This is a genomic window from Paracoccus sp. PARArs4 (assembly GCF_947311865.1).
GTDB lineage: Bacteria > Pseudomonadota > Alphaproteobacteria > Rhodobacterales > Rhodobacteraceae > Paracoccus > Paracoccus zeaxanthinifaciens.
Genome location: NZ_CAMZMW010000018.1, coordinates 35,295 through 51,751, shown reverse-complemented (window position 1 = coordinate 51,751; position 16,457 = coordinate 35,295). Strand labels below are relative to the sequence as shown.

At 58.9% G+C, this 16,457-nt stretch carries 20 protein-coding genes and 1 pseudogene; 15 read left to right on the top strand and 6 right to left on the bottom strand.

Features of this window, described 5'->3' with window-relative positions; genetic code table 11:
• Nucleotide 1 precedes the first annotated feature (1 nt).
• The 4 genes from QMZ16_RS13910 to QMZ16_RS13895 are packed head-to-tail and all read left to right on the top strand — an operon-like array spanning nucleotide 2 to nucleotide 2,175.
• Nucleotides 2-613 (top strand): isoprenylcysteine carboxylmethyltransferase family protein, encoded by a 612-nt coding sequence (locus QMZ16_RS13910; RefSeq protein WP_170864187.1) that lies wholly within the window; start codon nucleotides 2-4, stop codon nucleotides 611-613.
• Complete coding sequence (gene lspA / locus QMZ16_RS13905) at nucleotides 610-1,095, top strand: signal peptidase II (protein WP_072298288.1); 486 nt, start codon at nucleotides 610-612, stop codon at nucleotides 1,093-1,095. The genes QMZ16_RS13910 and lspA overlap by 4 nt, the downstream gene beginning before the upstream one ends.
• Before the next feature lie 10 nt (nucleotides 1,096-1,105).
• Nucleotides 1,106-1,519 carry a disulfide bond formation protein B gene (locus QMZ16_RS13900; RefSeq protein ID WP_072298312.1) on the top strand — a complete coding sequence of 138 codons (414 nt, stop codon included), beginning with the start codon at nucleotides 1,106-1,108 and terminating at the stop codon, nucleotides 1,517-1,519.
• Nucleotides 1,516-2,175, top strand: a complete 660-nt coding sequence (locus QMZ16_RS13895) for a thioredoxin domain-containing protein (RefSeq protein ID WP_072298287.1) — start codon at nucleotides 1,516-1,518, stop codon at nucleotides 2,173-2,175. The genes QMZ16_RS13900 and QMZ16_RS13895 overlap by 4 nt, the downstream gene beginning before the upstream one ends.
• 9 nt (nucleotides 2,176-2,184) lie before the next feature.
• Here QMZ16_RS13895 and mntR read toward each other — a convergent pair whose 3' ends face one another.
• The gene (mntR, locus tag QMZ16_RS13890) at nucleotides 2,185-2,637 is read right to left on the bottom strand and encodes a manganese-binding transcriptional regulator MntR (RefSeq protein WP_042252241.1); all 453 of its coding nucleotides are present in this window, start codon (nucleotides 2,635-2,637) and stop codon (nucleotides 2,185-2,187) included.
• Between the two features lie 93 nt (nucleotides 2,638-2,730).
• Here mntR and QMZ16_RS13885 point away from each other — a divergent pair, with 93 nt between their 5' ends.
• The 5 genes from QMZ16_RS13885 to QMZ16_RS13865 all read left to right on the top strand — a co-directional run bounded on the left by QMZ16_RS13885 (nucleotide 2,731) and on the right by QMZ16_RS13865 (nucleotide 6,876).
• Nucleotides 2,731-4,050, top strand: coding sequence for an Nramp family divalent metal transporter (locus QMZ16_RS13885; protein ID WP_072298286.1), 1,320 nt, complete (start codon nucleotides 2,731-2,733; stop codon nucleotides 4,048-4,050).
• Between the two features lie 97 nt (nucleotides 4,051-4,147).
• Complete coding sequence (locus QMZ16_RS13880; RefSeq protein ID WP_072298285.1) at nucleotides 4,148-4,741, top strand: SCO family protein; 594 nt, start codon at nucleotides 4,148-4,150, stop codon at nucleotides 4,739-4,741.
• Nucleotides 4,742-4,746: 5 nt separating this feature from the next.
• On the top strand, nucleotides 4,747-5,220 hold the full coding sequence (locus tag QMZ16_RS13875; protein WP_072298284.1) for a copper chaperone PCu(A)C: 474 nt from the start codon (nucleotides 4,747-4,749) through the stop codon (nucleotides 5,218-5,220).
• 53 nt (nucleotides 5,221-5,273) lie between these two features.
• The gene (locus tag QMZ16_RS13870) at nucleotides 5,274-5,819 is read left to right on the top strand and encodes an SCO family protein (protein WP_240493967.1); all 546 of its coding nucleotides are present in this window, start codon (nucleotides 5,274-5,276) and stop codon (nucleotides 5,817-5,819) included.
• Nucleotides 5,820-5,943: 124 nt separating this feature from the next.
• Complete coding sequence (locus QMZ16_RS13865; RefSeq protein ID WP_072298282.1) at nucleotides 5,944-6,876, top strand: cation diffusion facilitator family transporter; 933 nt, start codon at nucleotides 5,944-5,946, stop codon at nucleotides 6,874-6,876.
• Nucleotides 6,877-7,169: 293 nt separating this feature from the next.
• Here QMZ16_RS13865 and QMZ16_RS13860 read toward each other — a convergent pair whose 3' ends face one another.
• Nucleotides 7,170-7,478, bottom strand: a complete 309-nt coding sequence (locus QMZ16_RS13860; protein WP_282603664.1) for a hypothetical protein — start codon at nucleotides 7,476-7,478, stop codon at nucleotides 7,170-7,172.
• Nucleotides 7,479-7,549: 71 nt separating this feature from the next.
• On the bottom strand, nucleotides 7,550-8,800 hold the full coding sequence (locus QMZ16_RS13855; RefSeq protein WP_235674152.1) for an IS256 family transposase: 1,251 nt from the start codon (nucleotides 8,798-8,800) through the stop codon (nucleotides 7,550-7,552).
• Nucleotides 8,801-8,965: 165 nt separating this feature from the next.
• Between QMZ16_RS13855 and QMZ16_RS13850 the strand changes: the two genes are divergently transcribed.
• Nucleotides 8,966-9,397: a hypothetical protein gene (locus QMZ16_RS13850; RefSeq protein WP_282603663.1), complete on the top strand. Its 432-nt coding sequence runs from the start codon at nucleotides 8,966-8,968 to the stop codon at nucleotides 9,395-9,397.
• Between the two features lie 61 nt (nucleotides 9,398-9,458).
• On the opposite strand, the gene QMZ16_RS13845 is transcribed toward QMZ16_RS13850, so the two are convergent.
• From QMZ16_RS13845 to QMZ16_RS13835, 3 genes are all read right to left on the bottom strand, one after another.
• Complete coding sequence (locus QMZ16_RS13845) at nucleotides 9,459-9,779, bottom strand: hypothetical protein (RefSeq protein ID WP_235674154.1); 321 nt, start codon at nucleotides 9,777-9,779, stop codon at nucleotides 9,459-9,461.
• Nucleotides 9,776-11,032: a replication initiation protein RepC gene (gene repC / locus QMZ16_RS13840; protein WP_235674155.1), complete on the bottom strand. Its 1,257-nt coding sequence runs from the start codon at nucleotides 11,030-11,032 to the stop codon at nucleotides 9,776-9,778. The genes QMZ16_RS13845 and repC overlap by 4 nt, the downstream gene beginning before the upstream one ends.
• Before the next feature lie 306 nt (nucleotides 11,033-11,338).
• On the bottom strand, nucleotides 11,339-11,536 hold the full coding sequence (locus tag QMZ16_RS13835) for a hypothetical protein (protein WP_282603671.1): 198 nt from the start codon (nucleotides 11,534-11,536) through the stop codon (nucleotides 11,339-11,341).
• A 716-nt stretch (nucleotides 11,537-12,252) separates the two neighbouring features.
• On the opposite strand from QMZ16_RS13835, the gene QMZ16_RS13830 reads away from it, so the two are divergent.
• The 5 genes and pseudogenes from QMZ16_RS13830 to QMZ16_RS13810 all read left to right on the top strand — a co-directional run bounded on the left by QMZ16_RS13830 (nucleotide 12,253) and on the right by QMZ16_RS13810 (nucleotide 16,455).
• Nucleotides 12,253-13,872, top strand: a complete 1,620-nt coding sequence (locus QMZ16_RS13830; protein WP_282603662.1) for a hypothetical protein — start codon at nucleotides 12,253-12,255, stop codon at nucleotides 13,870-13,872.
• Nucleotides 13,862-14,863, top strand: coding sequence for a dienelactone hydrolase-related enzyme (locus QMZ16_RS13825; RefSeq protein WP_235674156.1), 1,002 nt, complete (start codon nucleotides 13,862-13,864; stop codon nucleotides 14,861-14,863). Before QMZ16_RS13830 ends, QMZ16_RS13825 begins: the two co-directional genes overlap by 11 nt.
• Nucleotides 14,864-15,074: 211 nt before the next feature.
• Nucleotides 15,075-15,461 carry a hypothetical protein gene (locus QMZ16_RS13820; protein WP_235674157.1) on the top strand — a complete coding sequence of 129 codons (387 nt, stop codon included), beginning with the start codon at nucleotides 15,075-15,077 and terminating at the stop codon, nucleotides 15,459-15,461.
• A 283-nt stretch (nucleotides 15,462-15,744) separates the two neighbouring features.
• Nucleotides 15,745-16,131 (top strand): annotated as a pseudogene (locus tag QMZ16_RS13815) (lytic transglycosylase domain-containing protein); the annotation flags it as partial.
• Between the two features lie 12 nt (nucleotides 16,132-16,143).
• The gene (locus tag QMZ16_RS13810; RefSeq protein ID WP_209059470.1) at nucleotides 16,144-16,455 is read left to right on the top strand and encodes a TrbC/VirB2 family protein; all 312 of its coding nucleotides are present in this window, start codon (nucleotides 16,144-16,146) and stop codon (nucleotides 16,453-16,455) included.
• The last annotated feature ends 2 nt before the right edge of the window (nucleotides 16,456-16,457 follow it).

The following is a 16,457-nucleotide window of genomic DNA, read 5'->3' as shown; positions in this document are numbered from 1 at the left end:
AATGGGCAGTGCAGCGCTGGCTCTTCTTGGCGCCTATCTGGCCCTGTTCTTTTTGGGGTCTGCGATCAATGCCCGGGAGGCGCATCGTCCGGTCTGGTTGTTCCGTCACGCCACGGGCGGCGACCGTCTTGCAGCGCTAGGCTTCCGCGCTGCGTTCGCTCTGGCCCTCCTTGGGTCGTTGGCATGGCGTCTCATGCCGAGCATGGGCGATCTTGACCCCCTGCGGTCCTTCCAAAATCCTGTGTGGATCGGTCTGGCGGGACTGCTCATGGCCAGCCTGGGTGCGATGCTGGCATTCGCGGCCCAGATGTCGATGGCTGCGTCATGGCGGATCGGTGTGGCCGAGGGCGCGACCGGCGCACTTGTCACGGGCGGATTGTTTGGTTTCAGCCGCAACCCGGTTTTTGTGGGTCAGCTCATGTTGCTGCTCGGAACCGCTCTGGCAGTGCCCTCCATCCCGACAATTTTTGGGATCCTGCTATTCGCAGGCTCGGCGCTTGTTCAGGTCCGCTCAGAAGAACGTGAATTGCGGCGGACGCTTGGCCCTGCATACGACACCTATTGCCAGTCCGTTCCACGCTGGATCGGCATCCGGGAAAGGTCACTGCAATGAAGACGCTCCTGATCCTGGCGATGATCGCCGCTACTGCTGTTGCCGATCAGATCACCAAGCTCGCGGTCCTGCGCAGCTTGTCTCCCGGGGAGGTTCATGCCGTCTCTCCCGGCTTCAATCTGACGCTTGGTTTCAACGAAGGGGCGAGTTTCGGCATGATGTCGGACCTTATGGCAGGTCGTCCCTTGTTGATGGTTGCCCTGACAGGCGCTCTGGCGATCATCTTTGCGGGAATGGCCTTCCGGGCGGACACGAAGCGCGAATGCACAGGCCTCGCGCTGATCGTGGGTGGCGCTGTGGGCAATATCATCGACCGCCTGCGGCAAGGTGCCGTGACCGATTTTCTGGATGTCTACTGGCGTGATTGGCACTGGCCGACCTTTAACGGGGCCGACATCGCGATCAGCCTCGGCGCCTTGCTTGTGCTGACAGCCATGCTCCGTCCCTCCCGCTCGAAGGAACTCTCTTTTGACCGCACCTGACCCCCGGGGCCTGTCCCGGAACGATATCGCAATATCAACCGCTTTTCTGGTCGCACTCGTGGCTACGCTTGGCGCGCTGTTCATCGGCGAGATACTGGGCCAGATGCCCTGCACCCTGTGCTGGTATCAGAGGATCGCCATGTTTCCGTTAGTGCCTGTCCTAGCAATCTCGCTGTGGCGCGGTGACGGTTTGGCACGTCTCTACGGATTGCCGCTGGCGCTGGCCGGACTGGTCCTTTCCGGCTGGCATTCGGGACTTTACGCGGGACTGATCCCGCAGAGCATCGCGCCTTGCACCAAGGATGGCCCGTCCTGCACCGACCAGGCGCAGACGATCCTGAGCCTGCCCATCCCCTATCTTGCATTTGCCGCATTTGCAGCCGTTCTGGCCTGCCTCATCTTGTCGAAAGGAAAACGCCCATGAACCGCCGCACCGTACTCATCGGAACATCTGCCATCGGGATTGCCGCCTTTGCCGGCGGCGCGCTCGTGCTGACGCGCAATCGTCAGGCCGAAGCGGACGCTCTGGCCGCTGCTGCCCCGGCTGTGGAAACAGACATGCTGGTCCGCGGTCACGCGCCCAGCTTTGGACCAGAAGACGCCCCGGTCACGCTGGTCGAGTTCTTTGATCCATCTTGTGAGGCTTGCCGCGCCTTTCATCCGGTCGTTCAGGACATCCGCGAGCGGTTTCCCGATCAGGTCCGCATCGTGATGCGCTATGCGGTGTTTCACGACGGGTCCGACGAGGCGGTCCGCATCCTGGAGACTGCGCGCATGCAGGACAAGTTCGAGCCTGTCCTCGATGCGCTGTTGGAACGGCAGCCGGAATGGGCTGTCCATGGCGCACCGCGAATGGACCTTGCATGGCAAATTGCGGCTGCGGCCGGTCTGGATATGGAAAAGGCGCAGACAGCCCGTCTGTCCCCCGATATCGTCGGCATCCTCAATCAGGATGCAGCCGATATCGGGGCGATCGGCATACGCCAGACACCGACCTTCTTTCTCAATGGTCGTCAGATGACGGATATCAGCATGGACAGCCTGCTCGCGGATGTGCGCAGTGCCGTGGAGGCATCCTGACCGGGCGGCCTAAGCCCGATCGGCGTAGGCCGCGAACAAGGCCAGTGTGCGCTCACTGACGTGATGCTCGATCCCTTCGGCATCTCGTTCCGCCGTTTCGGCATCCAAGCCGAGGCGGATCAGGAACCGCAGCACAATGGCATGGCGGCGGCGGCATTCCAGTGCCAGTCGTCGTCCCTCTTCTGTCAGAAAGACGGACCTGTATCGCTCGCGGGTGATCAGCCCCTCACGGGCCAAGCGATCCAGGGCCTTGGTGACCGTCGGCGCGCGCACCCCCAATCGTGCCGCGATATCTACCGGCCGGGCTTCACCCTGTTCATGGATCAGCTCTGCGATCAGTTCGACGTAGTCTTCGGCCAACTCGTTGCGCCGGGCAGCACGGACGCCATGAAAGGCCTCTGCCCGATTGTCCGGGTGCACAGTATCGCTGGCGGTTGCGGTGGCATGATTGTCTGCGGTCATCTCGCAAGTGTCGCACTTATCGATTGACGGGTAAAGCCAACGGGTAGATTGTTAGCCGCAGCTAACTTTTCCTCTCGAAGAAGGTCGCGCTGAATGTCTCGTTCTGCCTGGCGCCATGAGCGCGACACCCCGTCCCTATCCGAGGTCTTCCGTACGATCGCCGTGGGCGGCGGCACGACCCGCTTCCGGCGCTTTTTGTCGTTTATCGGTCCCGGCTATCTGGTCGCCGTCGGATATATGGACCCCGGCAACTGGGCGACCTCGTTGGCGGGCGGCGCCGCATTTGGCTACACGCTGCTGTTCGTAGCCCTCCTGTCGAACATCATGGCGATCCTGCTGCAATCGCTTTGCGCCCGCCTTGCGGTCGCCTCGGGGCGCGATCTGGCGCAAGCGTGCCGCGATGCCTATCCCCGGTGGGTGTCGATCCCACTGTGGATCTTTGCCGAACTGGCCATCATCGCCACCGATCTGGCCGAGGTCATCGGCACCGCCATCGGCCTAAATCTCCTCTTCGGCATCCCCCTCGAAATCGGGATATTCATCACCGCTGCTGACGTGTTCCTGATCCTGTGGCTTCAGAACAAGGGCTTCCGGTGGGTCGAGGCCTTCATCATCGCTTTGCTGGGAACGATCACTGTCTGCTTCGGGGTGCTGATCGCGCAGGCCGACCCCGAATGGGGTGCGGTGATCGCGGGCTTTGCACCAAGCCGGGAGATCATCGGCAATCCCGACATGCTGTATCTGGCGCTTGGCATCATCGGGGCCACCGTGATGCCGCATAACCTCTATCTGCATTCCGGGATCGTGCAGACGCGTGCCTACGGGCTGGACCTGCCCTCCAAACGGGAGGCCCTGCGATTGGCAACCTGGGATTCGACCATTGCGCTGATGTTCGCGCTGCTGATCAATTGCGCGATCCTCATCCTGGCCGCCGCTGCCTTTTATACGGTTGGGGAAAACAACGTGACCGAGATCGACAAGGCGCACCTGCTTCTGGAGCCGCTTCTGGGATCGTCCATCGCTCCGGTCCTGTTTGGAATTGCACTGCTGTGTTCGGGTCTCAACTCGACCGTGACCGCCACAATGGCCGGTCAGATCGTCATGGAGGGTTTTGTCCGGCTGAAGCTGCAACCCTGGCTACGGCGCCTGATCACCCGGGGGTTCGCAATCCTGCCCGCGACCGTGGTGATCCTGATCTACGGCACAGAGGGTACAGGACAATTGCTGATCCTTAGTCAGGTCGTGCTGTCCTTCCAGCTGCCCTTTGCGATCGTGCCCCTGGTGATGTTTACCGCTAGCCGCGCCAAGATGGGGCCGATGGTATCCCCGCGCTGGCTGACCGGCCTGTGCGCCCTGATCGCCGTCACCATCATCGTGCTGAACGTGAACCTGTTGGCGACAATTCTGGGCTGACTTTGGTGTCACCAATGCGTGACGGCAGGCTTTCTCGCTTGAAGCTCATGTGGCTAGAGGCTTTAGGCCTCGGGAAACGATCACGGATGCGGGCAACATGCGGCTGACCACGCTTCAAAAATTTCTCTGGGCGGCTGTTGCCGTGGCGCTGGTGGCTGTTGGCGCGGCCTTTCTGCTCGTCGACCGCAGCCCCGAACCGATCGCTCAGGCGGCGTTTCGTCCGACCTTCAGCCTACCCGACGCGGGAGGACGCCTGCGCACCCCGGCCGATTTCGAGGGCAAGCATCTTCTGGTATTTTTCGGGTTCACGAACTGCCCTGATATCTGCCCGACCACCTTGGCCGAGGTGGCTCAGGTCATGGACGATCTGGGTGATCAGGCAGGCGAGGTGCAGCCGCTGTTCATTTCGATCGACCCCGAGCGCGACCGGGAGATGGGTCTTGCCGAGTATACCGAGGCGTTTCATCCCTCAATCCTGGGCCTTGCCGGAGATGCGGCACAAACCCGCGCTGCGGCGGACAGTTTTCGCATCTATTACGAGCGTGAAGCCAATTTGGAGGCTCTTGATGGGTATGCCATGTCCCACAGCCCTGGCCTTTACCTGATCAGCCCCGAGGGGGACTGGCTTGGCCAGTTCACCTACGGCACGCCCGCATCCGAAATCGTCGCCGACCTTCAAGCCAGATTGTGACCCACATGAAATGCATCTTCGCCACCCTCGCCCTGATCGCCGCCGCGGGCCCTGCCCTGGCCTGCGAAACCGTAACGGTCGGTCCCCTGGAGGTCTCTCGGGCATGGTCCCGTGCCTCCATTGGCACAGCGCGGCCCGGCGTGGTCTATCTGACCATCCGAAATTCCGGCACGGCAGATGATGCACTGATGTCCATCACCACACCTGCGGCAGATATGCCCATGCTGCACCAGACAGTCATGACCGACGGTGTCGCGTCGATGCCCCATGCGATGGAGGTTCCGGTCCCCGCAGGGGGCCAGGTCGCGCTGGAACCGGGGGGTTATCACGCCATGCTGATGGATTTGACCCAAGTTCTGGAAGAGGGCGAGACCTTTCCCGTGACCCTGACGTTTCGCGATGCCGGCGAGGTGACCATTCCCGTCACCGTCCAGAATATCGGCGCAAGCGAGCCGACCTGCCTCTCGCCTGACGAATGAGGTCTGCGACCCTGCTGCGCGGCAGCGCCATGGCTGCAGCTGCAGTCCTGTTCATGCTCGCACTCGGCTGGTGGCAGACCCAAGACAGGGATCAGCAGGCCGCAAGCGTCCTCCCACTGCCAATTGACCGCATGTCCTTTTCCCTGACGGATCAGTCAGGCGACACGGTTCGGCCCCAGGATTGGCTCGGCCGTCCGACGATGGTGTTCTTCGGCTTTACCTGGTGCCCCGACATCTGCCCAACCACGTTGAGCGATATCTCGATCTGGCTGGAAGAGATCGGTCCCGAGGCCGACCGGATGAACACGGTGCTGATTTCGGTCGATCCCGAACGCGATACGCCTGAAGTTCTTGGCGATTACCTGTCGAACTTCGATCCGCGGATTGATGGCCTGACCGGTCCCCTGCCCCAGATTGAGCAGGCCGTCGCCGGGTTTCGAGCGTCATTCAGGAAAGTGCCCCGGGATGGTGGTGATTACACGATGGATCACACGGCGGGTGTGTTCCTGTTCGATGCTGATGGACGCTTTGTCAGCATCATCGATTATCATGAGGACTCCCGCTATGCGGTGCCGAAGATCCGCCGCGCGTTGGAATAGCAGGATCTCGCATTGGATAGATCGGATATGGGTCCCTGTCCCGATAAATTCTGAATGTTTTTAGATTTGCGCTTGGTCAGAATACGGACAGCAATGACATCGACAACAGCCTTGGAGATGAAACATGCCACATGGGGAGGGTCACACGCATCTCGATGCCTCCAGCGGCGATCGCCGCGTATCGCTGGCGATCTGGGCCAATGCCCTCCTGACAGTTGCTCAGATCATCGGCGGCCTTCTGTCGGGCAGCCTGGCACTGATTGCCGATGCGCTTCACAACTTCTCGGACATGGCGTCGCTGGTCATCGCCTTCGCCGCTCGCAAGATCGCCCGCCGTCCGGCAGATCCTGCCATGACCTTCGGGTATGGCAGGATCGAAATCGTCGCCGCCTTGATCAACTACACGACGCTGATCCTGATCGGGGTCTACCTGCTCTACGAAGGCGGCATGCGGTTGATCGACCCGCCGCAGGTTGCTGGTTGGACCGTCGTGATCCTCGGTGGCGTGGCGCTGGTCATCGATACGCTGACGGCCTTTTTGACCTGGTCGATGCAAAAAGGCAGCGTCAACATTCGCGCACTGTTTCTGCATAACCTGTCCGACGCTCTTGCATCAGTTGCAGTCATAGTCGGTGGCACATTGATCCTGCTCTACGACCTGCGGTGGGTCGATCCGGCCATCACGATCGGGATTGCTCTTTATATTCTTTATCTGGCGGCGACCGAAATTGGCGATCCGATCCGGACGCTGATGCTGGGCAGCCCCCCGGACATGGATGGAGATGCCGTTGTCCGCACACTTCGCGAAACAGAGGGCGTCCAGGATGTCCACCATGTCCATCTCTGGCAGATGCAGGAACACGATGCTGCGCTCGACTGCCACGTGATCCTGACCGACCAGGGATGGCGCAGCATCGAGGCTGTGAAGGCAGCGATCAAACACCGCCTGAGTGAGCAGTTTGCCATCTCGCATTCGACCCTCGAGTTCGAAAGGCCAGATCACGCGCATCAGGGCGCTCAGCTGTTTGGACATGAGAAAGGTGACTTGTCGTCGTGACCATGACGATCTGATGCTGAAGGATGCCAAAGGCCCTCGCTGAATGAACGGGCTATAGTCTCTTCGCGTCGGTGCTGTTCTACAGCTGTGAAACAGTTTGCCCAAGAGATGTGACTATAGCTAGAACCGTAATTGCCGATCCCGAAGACAGCCTGCGAGTGTCAAGCAAAAACGCCATTTTGACCTTTTGCCCGACCAAAAGGTCATACTGCTTTCTCAGGCGGGCAAACGCATTCACAAGCGGCAGTTCCAAAGCTGTAACGCGGATCACTGAATGCCCGCCTCTCCTGCACCTATCTCACAGTGTTCAAAAACGATCCTTTTTGAACATGGGGCAGGGAGGTCATTGATCCATCGAGCAAAGTTTGTTGCGAAGATGCCTTTGCCCGACGTTTGACGATGCGATCGAACTGCATCTGCGCCGCAGCTTCACTGCCAAAGATCTCACGGCCCTCATCCAGCAAATGCGCCGCAGCCTGCTCCCACGCCTCGCACTCTAGATCCGATTCGTCGTAGCCGTTCTGCCAATCGCGATTGCGAGCCGATTTTACACGGGCGGCTTTGCCTTCCTCTTCGCGTTGGCGCTGCAGGAAGGCCGCCACTTCGCCCTGACTGGCAGTTCTGATCTGAATGGGCCGGGTCAGAGATATGGGCGAAAGTTGGTGACGCCTGCTCAGGCGGCGACTTGAAGTTGGCGGAGGCCGTCGCGGAACTCAACCCCTTGGATGATTTCCGGCAGGCGGTTCTGGCCATCGAGTTTGCGCCATTTCCGCTGCGCTGACATCATCAGCTTGAAGGCCATGGCCAGCCCGGTCTTGCGGCTGAGACATCCCTTGGTGCGCTTCGTGCGGTGGCGGACGGTGGCAAAGGTGCTTTCGATCGGATTCGAGGTTCGGATGTGTTTCCAGTGTTCGGCCGGGAAGTCATAGAAGGTCAACAACTCCGCGCGATCCTTGACCAGCTTGGCAACGGCCTTGTCGTATTTTACCCCGTAGGTATCGACGAAAAAGTCGAAGGCGGCGCTGGCCTCGGCCTTGGTTTCCGCCTGCCAGATGTCGTGCAGATGGCCCTTGGCTTTCTCCTGCAGTGATTTCGGCAGCGCGTTTAGAACGTTCATTGTCTTGTGAACCCAACAGCGTTGTTCCCGCGTGGTCGCGAAGACCTCTCGCAACGCGGTCCAGAACCCGAGGGCGCCGTCGCCGATGGCCAGTTTCGGATCCTGCTTCAGGCCCCGGCGCCTGAGATCCAGCAAGAGCTCCCGCCAGCTTTCCGTGCTTTCGCGGAAGCCGTCGGTCATCGCCAAGAGTTCCTTGCGGCCATATTCATCGGCCCCGACGATCACCAGGACGCATTGCTTTTCCTCAGCCATGCGCGGTTTGAAATAGACCCCGTCGGCCCAGATGTAGAGGAAGCGCCGGTTGCCCAGGTCGCGTTTCTGCCAGGCCTCGTAGTCGTTCCACCAATCCGCCTTCAGCCGCGAGATCGTTTTGGCCGACAGCCCGTTGGCGTTCGGGCCCAGAAGAGCCGCCAGCGCCTCGCTGAAATCACCGGTGCTGACGCCCTTGAGGTAAAGCCAAGGCAGCAGCTCCTCGACTGATTTCGCCTTGCGCAGATATCGCGGCAGGATGCTGGGCGTGAAGCTGATCTTCTCCTCGCCCGGCTTGCGATCCCGCACCCGTGGAACCCTCACCGGCACGGGGCCGATCCCGGTCATCACCTCGCGCTCAGGGAGGTGCCCATGGCGCACCAAACGAGATGTCCCATTCTCAAGCTTCTCGTCCGCAAACGCGGCCATCAACGCCGCCAGTTCCGCGTGGATAGCCTGCTCGATCACCTTCCGCGCGCCGTCACGGATGATCTCGGTGAACGGGTCGGCGCTGAATCCGGATGGATCGGGCAGCTGCTTGATGGTAGTCAATGACATGTGGCGTATCCTTTTCTCTGCTGAGAACTGACGGCGTCTTGAACACCGCCTTGATATGCCACCCTTCAGGCCATCACCAACTTTCGCCCGTTACTCGCCGGGTCATGACTCGTTCTCCTTTCAGCTGGAGTTTACCAGGTTCGCATTGAACGATGGAAACATTACGTGAACAAATCTCGCTTTTCTGCTAGAAACCGTGGCATGAAGTCCTCTGCTCTTATTGTCCTCAGCTTCCTGGCGCTGTCGATCGTCACCATCGACCCGGCGGAGCGATTTCCCGACTACGTTCCGTGGCTGGTCCCTATCCTGGCCCCGGAGAAGATCGCAGGTCCGGTCACACATGTGCGCGACGGCGACACGATCGAAGTCGGAGGACATGCCATTCGCTTTGGATCGCTCGATTGCGCCGAGCTGGGCACGCCGGCCGGACAGCGCGCAAAGATCGAGATGCAACGCCTGGTCGAAGGGGCCCATCTTGTCTGTCGGACCGATGGGCGGCGCAGTCATGACCGATGGATCGGCAGTTGCAACCTGCCGGATGGCAGGGATCTTGCCGACATCATGATTACGCGGAACATATGCCGCCGCTATTGGTAAGGTGCCGAAACCGGCTGCGAGACAATCAGGATCGAGCGCCGGTCCGGCATCGACTGGAAAGTCACTTCGGGTCAGCATCCGGTGCAACTTCTTCCGTCAGTCCCATCTCGTCGGCCCGTTTCCAGAACGCTTCGTGCTGTGCGGAAACCTCTCGCGCACGGTCAAAGGCATCCTGCCGCGCGGCGTCGAGGCAAGCGATGTATGGCCCGACTTCCGAAAAATACCGCTCGAAATCTTCTGCCACCAGGTCGCCATATTCCCCGAAAGCTGCGTCGTCGGCCGGCACGAAGGGTTCTTCCGGCGGGATGCAGAGCGGTGCCTGCGCAAATGCCGGGTGAATGAATATTAGCAAGATCGCAGCGGCCGCCAATTCGGGTTTCATGATCCGTGCCCTGCCCTTTGTCGTTCGCTGAGCCCGATCAGGCTGCGGATCAGGTGTAACTCGCCCCGGCGATAGCGGTCGGTCATGGCCCGCAAATAACCGCCGGGCTTGAAAATAATGTTCCCCGGCTCTGATTTACGAGCATCGAGGATCAGGATCGACAGCATGGCGCTATCCTCGCCCATCACCTCGCGGGCCGTGTTCCAGGCGTCGGGGCTGATCCCGAGTTCAGGCACCCGCCGCTCGGCAGCCCAGACAAAATCATAGAAACGCAGGTATTCAGGCTCCGCGCGTCCACACAGGTAGAGCTGCATTTCCGGTGACGCGAGATTGAAGAGCCTCTGTGGTCCAAGCCGGGCGATAAATTCGCTCTTGAACGCTTCTCTGCCGGCCCCATTATTTTTTTCATTGCAGTTCGGACCGCCGTTAGGCGGGACGATATGGATTTTATCTTGCGCGGGCTTGCCCGCGCTCTGCATATCGACGGGCTCGTTACAGGATACTGATGATTCTTTGGTTGTATCTTGTATATAAGGTCGCTCATTTTCGAGCGGCCCACCGCTTGTTTTTTCCCTTTTTTCCAGAAGATCGAGCCCGGCTCTGCACAGCTGGTCCGCCTCATCTACATGCGCCGCAAGTGTTGCAAGGTCCATCCGGTGAAGCCGGTCCGCCGAGGGCCACGCTGCCACCTCCTGCCGGATTGCGGCAGCTTCGGAACAGTACGGGCTGATTTCGGACAGGCGCTCCAGCGTGTGCTTTAGATAGCGCTTGGCCGTGCTGCGTTGGCCTCGCAGAAAGATGGCCCGCTGTCGCTCTGCGGTCAGCTGGTCGTCCAGGGCCATCAATTCGTCGGCGCGCGCAATCGCTGCGCCGAAATAAAGACCGGTTCCTGCCGCCCGCGACCGACTGCCATTGGCCCCGGTGCGTCGCTCGATCAGACCGGTGCGTTCCAGCTCAGCGGTGATTGCGCGGGTCCGCGGTTGGGACAGGCCAAGCATCTTCGCGACCTCGCCGGCTTCCGCGTAGATGAAAGGTGTCCTGTCCTGACTGGTCCAGTCGCTCGGTCGTGTCATTGCTGCCAGGCGCACAAAGGCATGCGCCGCTGCCGGCCCCACGCCAAGGCGCGGCGCCACGCGTTCGACCATGATCGCGAAGTTGTCGCGCTGCATATTGCCCGGCAGCGCCGGGTGTCTGTCTTCGGAGTCGCGGTAGGCCCGCGTAGCGGCGGGATGCGCCGCCTTCTGGAATGCCATCTCTGTCCTCATGTTTTTTGAGGCACAGGTTCCGCAGGCAATAGCTCTGTGTTCGCACAGATGCGTTTTTGCTCTTGATTTTCAGGGCTGGGAAAGTAACTATGCTCGTAAGCGTTAGAGCAATGCAGGTCGCCAAACCTGTGTTACATTCCAAAGCCCCCTCGTGCGGTTCCCGTGCGGGGGGTTTTCTTTTGGGGAAACTATCTGATTCTGCTCATGCTCCTCTTTGGGGCTTTAACTGCGAAGCCTACGACAAGTGGGGTCGCGCGGCAATTATTGTATGAGAACATCGTGATTGCTCAAGGATCAGTAGTCGATCCATTCGTAGTTCGCCGTCCCTGCGTGATCGTGGTACTGCATCAGCACAGCGCGGAAGTTGCCACGATCGCCTGCAAGAGTGTTTCCTGTGTGAGCAATAGCTTGGCTTTCCACCCACCCTGGCACTAATGAAACCGACACGCTTTGGTTTTGGAAACTACCAGCATCATCGTAGAACTGACGCATCGCAGACGCAGAGACCTCGCGCCCATCGCTCGTGTTGTATGATGATTTCGACACAAGCCAGACTTCAATCCCAGCACGATAGGCGCGGACTTCGGCCGGGAGATCGCTTGGGATGGAAGAAACGCCAGATGACCCGCCCATAGGGCAATTCCAGATCTGTAGCGGAGGCTCGACCGGCCACGGGGTGATACGTCTGATCACCTCTGCTCGCGCTGCTGAGCATTCAGCCGACGCAGGGAAGCCTCCAGGAAGGCACAGAAGGATCGCGCAGTCGATAGGGTAAGCCTCGGCGGCCGACGCCATAGCTATAGGAAGGTGGCCAGCAAGCAAACTGAAGATAGATCGTCGCAGCAAGCGTTTGGAAAACATAATACCTATCCGCAAAGCGTTTAGGTATTATGACTACTATGCCTTTGCATCTGAGGCAATGGCCGATTGTGCATATGCCTTAGGTCTCACTGCAGCAGAAGGATCGAAGCTAAAATTGGCAGGAACCGAGATCTGCGAGATTTCGCCCGTGTTCCAGCGGTATTGTGCTCGAACGCCGGTGCCCTCAGGACATGCCTGGGTCAGAATGGCTTCGCGTCTTGTCGTATGATCACTGTGCCTCATCGTGCTATCCCATCAAACTTAAGTGTCCAGAGCCAGTCGGAATCTAAAGGTATATCTGCGCTCTCGGTACGCGCTTTGTCTTCGCTGGCACGTAATGTCACGATATGATACGAAGCGGGGCGAAATCAGACGAAATTCGGATCCGTATAGCATTGATAAAAAACGGAAAATATTTTTCTCTTCCTGACGATAGTGATGAAGATTTCAAGTCGCTCTTCATGCGCGTTGCGGCAGCTGGCATCGGCCGCCCCGTCGATAACGATGGGTGCCCGCAAGGGCCGTGGACACCGGAGTTGCTGGCTGAGGCGATTTCACAGATTGGCCCTAACCGTAACGGGGTCGAGCTTCGGACAGTTCAGCTCTGGTTCAAGGACAATGAGAAGGGGATAAGCACAACTAATATCCGGTGGCTTGCTAGGGTTCTTGGTTGCAATGACCCGGAAGGAGCGAGCGCGTGGCAAGCCGCATTGATAAAGTCGCAAGCCCGCCTGACTACCCGTCGCCAGGCCCGTCAACTGCAGGATCCAGAGAGCAAAGCGGAACGCGACGAACCGTCAGAGGACAACAGCTCTATAATGATCCACCAGGGTGATCCCCCCCGAGAGGGGCTCAGCCTCGCTCGCATCTCGGAGGCAATCTTCAGTCACGGATCCCCTCTCAACTTGCCGGCCTCGGTTTTTGCCGGTGCTATCGCACTGCAATTCATCTCCTACTTCCTGTCGCTCCACAGCATCACTTACGTTCGCAGTGATGGTATCATCAAGCAGGTTGGGTTCCTTTGGGCACCAAACTGGACCTTCGTTTTCCTGATTTTAATGCCCATCTTTTTCGCTTTTGTGGCCGATCAGGTGACAACTTGGAAGAACGAGAACCGCGCCGAACTGCAATCCCAAGGTGACGTCCCCGATGGCTGGATGCGTCGGGTCGAGGCATCATCATATACCTATTGGGTCGCTTTCATCCTCAGTCTCGGTTTCGCGGGAGTCTTTCAGTGGGTAAGTGTTCGTCTGCGTCCGGTCCTGGACGGTGCCGGCGCGATTGCTATAGATTGGGGATCTTTGGCTTTCGTTCAGCCGGACAAATATGGGTTCGTCAATCAAGCCTTGTTCACTGGCGCTGCGTATCTTTACATGAGCTTGTGTTTCTACCTGTTTATCGCGGGCCTCATCCTGCTGTGCAATTTGGTCGATGACTTCACACATATTTGCAGGACTCTAGAAAAGCAGCCCAAAGCAGTACCTTTGAAAAAAGTACAGGCTGCGGGTTCGAGTATCATTCGAGGGATAGTCCGTGCATCGCTCTCCGGGCTTCTAGTCGCAATGTGCATGAAGCTGCAGAGTCTGTATGTCGTCACGGCCGCCCCGAACATCTGGCAATGGCTCACCTCGGATGCCCGGTCGGTTATGACCAGCCTCGGAGCCCAAGTGGACTGGGGCGACTACAGTATGCCAACCCATTTCACGAGCCTCTTGGTGGCTCTATTGGCGGTTGCGGTCTATCTCTACGCTGTCATCCGCATTGGCTTAAGCGCGCCTTTTCATGTGCCTTTGGCGAGACCCACGACCGCGATACTGTTTCTTGCCCTCGCCTACCTGCTAGTAGGCGTCGCGGCTGGCTTCTCGATCTTGTTGGCATTCGCGATCGTGGTCGCCGTTTATGGTTTTTTCGATCCTAACTTCAGCGGTCATTACAAGCGACGAGAGGATCGTTTGCATGTATTTTAAGTTGCTGGACCGGTGGGACGAGCGCTGCGGGCAACGCAGTGATGTTGGAAAAAAAAGGTTGGAGCTGAACCTCCGCCGAGACCTAGCGTTTCCAGAGACCGAGAGTGTGACCACTTTAGCCGAGTTTGGCGCAATAGCCGCTAGGGCCGTCGAGGATTCGTCCTCTTTCTATCGCTTGGATGATGGGGCCGCAGCGACGAGCTGGGAAGGCGGCTGGATCAGCTTCTCATCGAGAGTTTTCACCGAGACCTCCGAAAACAACACGGTTTGGGCCAAAGTTACGGAAGCCAGGTCATCCGATCATGCACTGGTCGTCTTCCATCACTGGAATGCCACCTCCCGCAACCCCCAACTTGCCCGATTTTTTGCGTGGCATGGCCTCACGGTTGTTGAGATTGCCATGCCATACCACCTTGAACGTAACCGCCCAGGCTCTACGCACGCCGATTACATGCTAAGCGCAAATCTTGGCCGCACAATCCGGTCCATGCGCCAAGCCGTGTTAGACGGACGGCAGCTAATCACCATTTTGCAGCGGCGCGGATACAAAAAATTTTCTGTCCTTGGCATCAGCTTGGGGTCTTGGGTAGCTGGCCTTATCGCGGCCCACGATCCCAAGGTCACGAAAGCCGCCTTGTTTCTCACTGCTGGCAGCCTAGCCGATATGGTATGGACTGGCAGTGCCACGCGCCACATTCGCGCGAGCCTCGAAGGCGAAATTGATCTATGCGAACTTCGCCGCGCTTGGGCGCCCATCAGCCTTGAAAGTTACGTGGATAAACTGGCCCGCCCCAGTCTTGAGCTTCAGTTACTCTTAGCAAAGCGAGACAGGGTTGTACTGCCCGCCTTGTCAGAGAGTCTGGTCTCCGAACTGGACCTCTCTGGCGCGCGGCAGAGGGTTACTCGGCTGAACTGTGGGCACTACTCTCTCACCCTACCGCCTTACATGATCAAGGCAGGGTTAGACACCGCGCGATTTCTGATCCGTTAAGCGGAAGATACCAAGACAGCACCCACCAGGAGAATGCCCTCCCCTGAAACGGCACAGTTGAGGTTGCCGCCGCTTGAAAACGACTGAGCATTAAACGTAACAACGACAAAGCATCTGTAGGCGATATTTATCATTTCACCTACTTGCAAAGCGAATACTTATTTTGATAGTCTGTCGCAGACGCGGCAGACAACGTTGTGGAGCGCGTCGCATGACCAACCAAATACAGGTTAGCAACGAGGTGCTTACCCTTGAGATGTGCAGAGAGAGGTTGCTGGAAGGCTGGGAGCTGCACGTTGTCTGTGCTGAAGATCCCGTTCCCGCGCAGAATACGGTCCGAGGATCATGGTATCTGGTCGCAGTCGAGCCAGAAACCGGTCGCTTCGGCGTCGTGGTCACTCAGCGAGACTTGTACAGGGAGCGACGTCGGGCTGAGCAGTCCGGCACAGCTCTCGATCCATCAGATTACGCATACAAGGAAATCAAGACTACTACCGGCCTCTTCAATGCCCAAACAGATTTGGGCATTACTGCAACCGTCATTCCTGGCTCGAAGGGCGTCACCATGGTTGCTCAACTGCCCCCAAAAGACGAATAGCCATGATCCTGAATTTTTGGGGGGCCATTCCGGCACCCTAGGGCCTCTATCCCGCCGCAGCCTCATTGCATTTATGTTGGCGACACCCTTTGCGGCGGGCGCTGATGTTCTCTCCGATAGTCGCGGCTTCGTTCTAAACGCTGGCGCGGCTCGCGATGTCTTCTCGCGCCCCGAAGACGATCCTACTTACTCCCGAACGCCAAAAGACGAACCAGCGCTGATCCGGTCAATGCTGGTTGCCACGGATGCGCCAGCGTCGATCCGAGACATGGTGACAGCTGCCGCCGCCCGGTATGCGTCCCACCCTGCGATCCGTGCAGCTGGCTTCTCGCCCCGGCACTGGGACGCCTACTTCCACTCGATGATCCAGGTCGAAAGCGGGTTCAAGGTCACAGCCTATTCCTCGGCCGGCGCGATGGGGCTTGCGCAACTCATGCCTGGAACCGCCCGCTTTCTCGGCGTCGATCCGCGCGATCCGGTCCAGAACCTCGATGGCGGGGCGCGCTATCTGCTGATGCAACTCGGCGCTTTCGGCACGCCCGAACTCGCACTGGCGGCCTACAACGCCGGCCCCGGTGCGGTCCGCAAGTATCGCGGAATTCCGCCCTACCGGGAAACCCGGAACCATGTCCGCAAGGTCATGGCGATCTATCGCAACCGTTTGACATAAAGGAATTACCCCATGCTGAACTTCAGGCAAAAGCTCGTCGCCGCCGTGATCTGGTGCACGGCGGGAATGCAGGCCCATGCCCAGGAGGTCGATCTTTCCGGGTTCGAGGATACCGGCGAAAGCATCATCGAGCAGCTCAGGGACAACAACCTCGCCCTGACCGCCGTTGTCCTCATCCTGCTGATCATCGGCTTCCTGGCGATCTTCACCAAGTTCATCGACTGGAAATGGATCGGCGTGACGGTCGTCGGGCTGTTCTTCATCTTCGGCGGTGACAACCTGGCCGAGTCGATCATCGCGATCTTCCGTGGCTCCGGCACCTGATG

Coding starts and splice junctions, on each gene's coding strand:
- QMZ16_RS13875 (WP_072298284.1), top strand. CDS start 4,747: ATGAAATGCATCTTCGCCACCCTCGCCCTGATCGCCGCCGCGGGCCCT.
- QMZ16_RS13820 (WP_235674157.1), top strand. CDS start 15,075: ATGACCAACCAAATACAGGTTAGCAACGAGGTGCTTACCCTTGAGATG.
- QMZ16_RS13810 (WP_209059470.1), top strand. CDS start 16,144: ATGCTGAACTTCAGGCAAAAGCTCGTCGCCGCCGTGATCTGGTGCACG.
- QMZ16_RS13910 (WP_170864187.1), top strand. CDS start 2: ATGGGCAGTGCAGCGCTGGCTCTTCTTGGCGCCTATCTGGCCCTGTTC.
- QMZ16_RS13830 (WP_282603662.1), top strand. CDS start 12,253: ATGATACGAAGCGGGGCGAAATCAGACGAAATTCGGATCCGTATAGCA.
- QMZ16_RS13885 (WP_072298286.1), top strand. CDS start 2,731: ATGTCTCGTTCTGCCTGGCGCCATGAGCGCGACACCCCGTCCCTATCC.
- QMZ16_RS13835 (WP_282603671.1), bottom strand. CDS start 11,536: ATGCGTCAGTTCTACGATGATGCTGGTAGTTTCCAAAACCAAAGCGTG.
- QMZ16_RS13880 (WP_072298285.1), top strand. CDS start 4,148: ATGCGGCTGACCACGCTTCAAAAATTTCTCTGGGCGGCTGTTGCCGTG.
- QMZ16_RS13845 (WP_235674154.1), bottom strand. CDS start 9,779: ATGAAACCCGAATTGGCGGCCGCTGCGATCTTGCTAATATTCATTCAC.
- QMZ16_RS13855 (WP_235674152.1), bottom strand. CDS start 8,800: ATGTCATTGACTACCATCAAGCAGCTGCCCGATCCATCCGGATTCAGC.
- mntR (WP_042252241.1), bottom strand. CDS start 2,637: ATGACCGCAGACAATCATGCCACCGCAACCGCCAGCGATACTGTGCAC.
- QMZ16_RS13895 (WP_072298287.1), top strand. CDS start 1,516: ATGAACCGCCGCACCGTACTCATCGGAACATCTGCCATCGGGATTGCC.
- QMZ16_RS13825 (WP_235674156.1), top strand. CDS start 13,862: ATGTATTTTAAGTTGCTGGACCGGTGGGACGAGCGCTGCGGGCAACGC.
- lspA (WP_072298288.1), top strand. CDS start 610: ATGAAGACGCTCCTGATCCTGGCGATGATCGCCGCTACTGCTGTTGCC.
- repC (WP_235674155.1), bottom strand. CDS start 11,032: ATGGCATTCCAGAAGGCGGCGCATCCCGCCGCTACGCGGGCCTACCGC.
- QMZ16_RS13870 (WP_240493967.1), top strand. CDS start 5,274: ATGCTCGCACTCGGCTGGTGGCAGACCCAAGACAGGGATCAGCAGGCC.
- QMZ16_RS13865 (WP_072298282.1), top strand. CDS start 5,944: ATGCCACATGGGGAGGGTCACACGCATCTCGATGCCTCCAGCGGCGAT.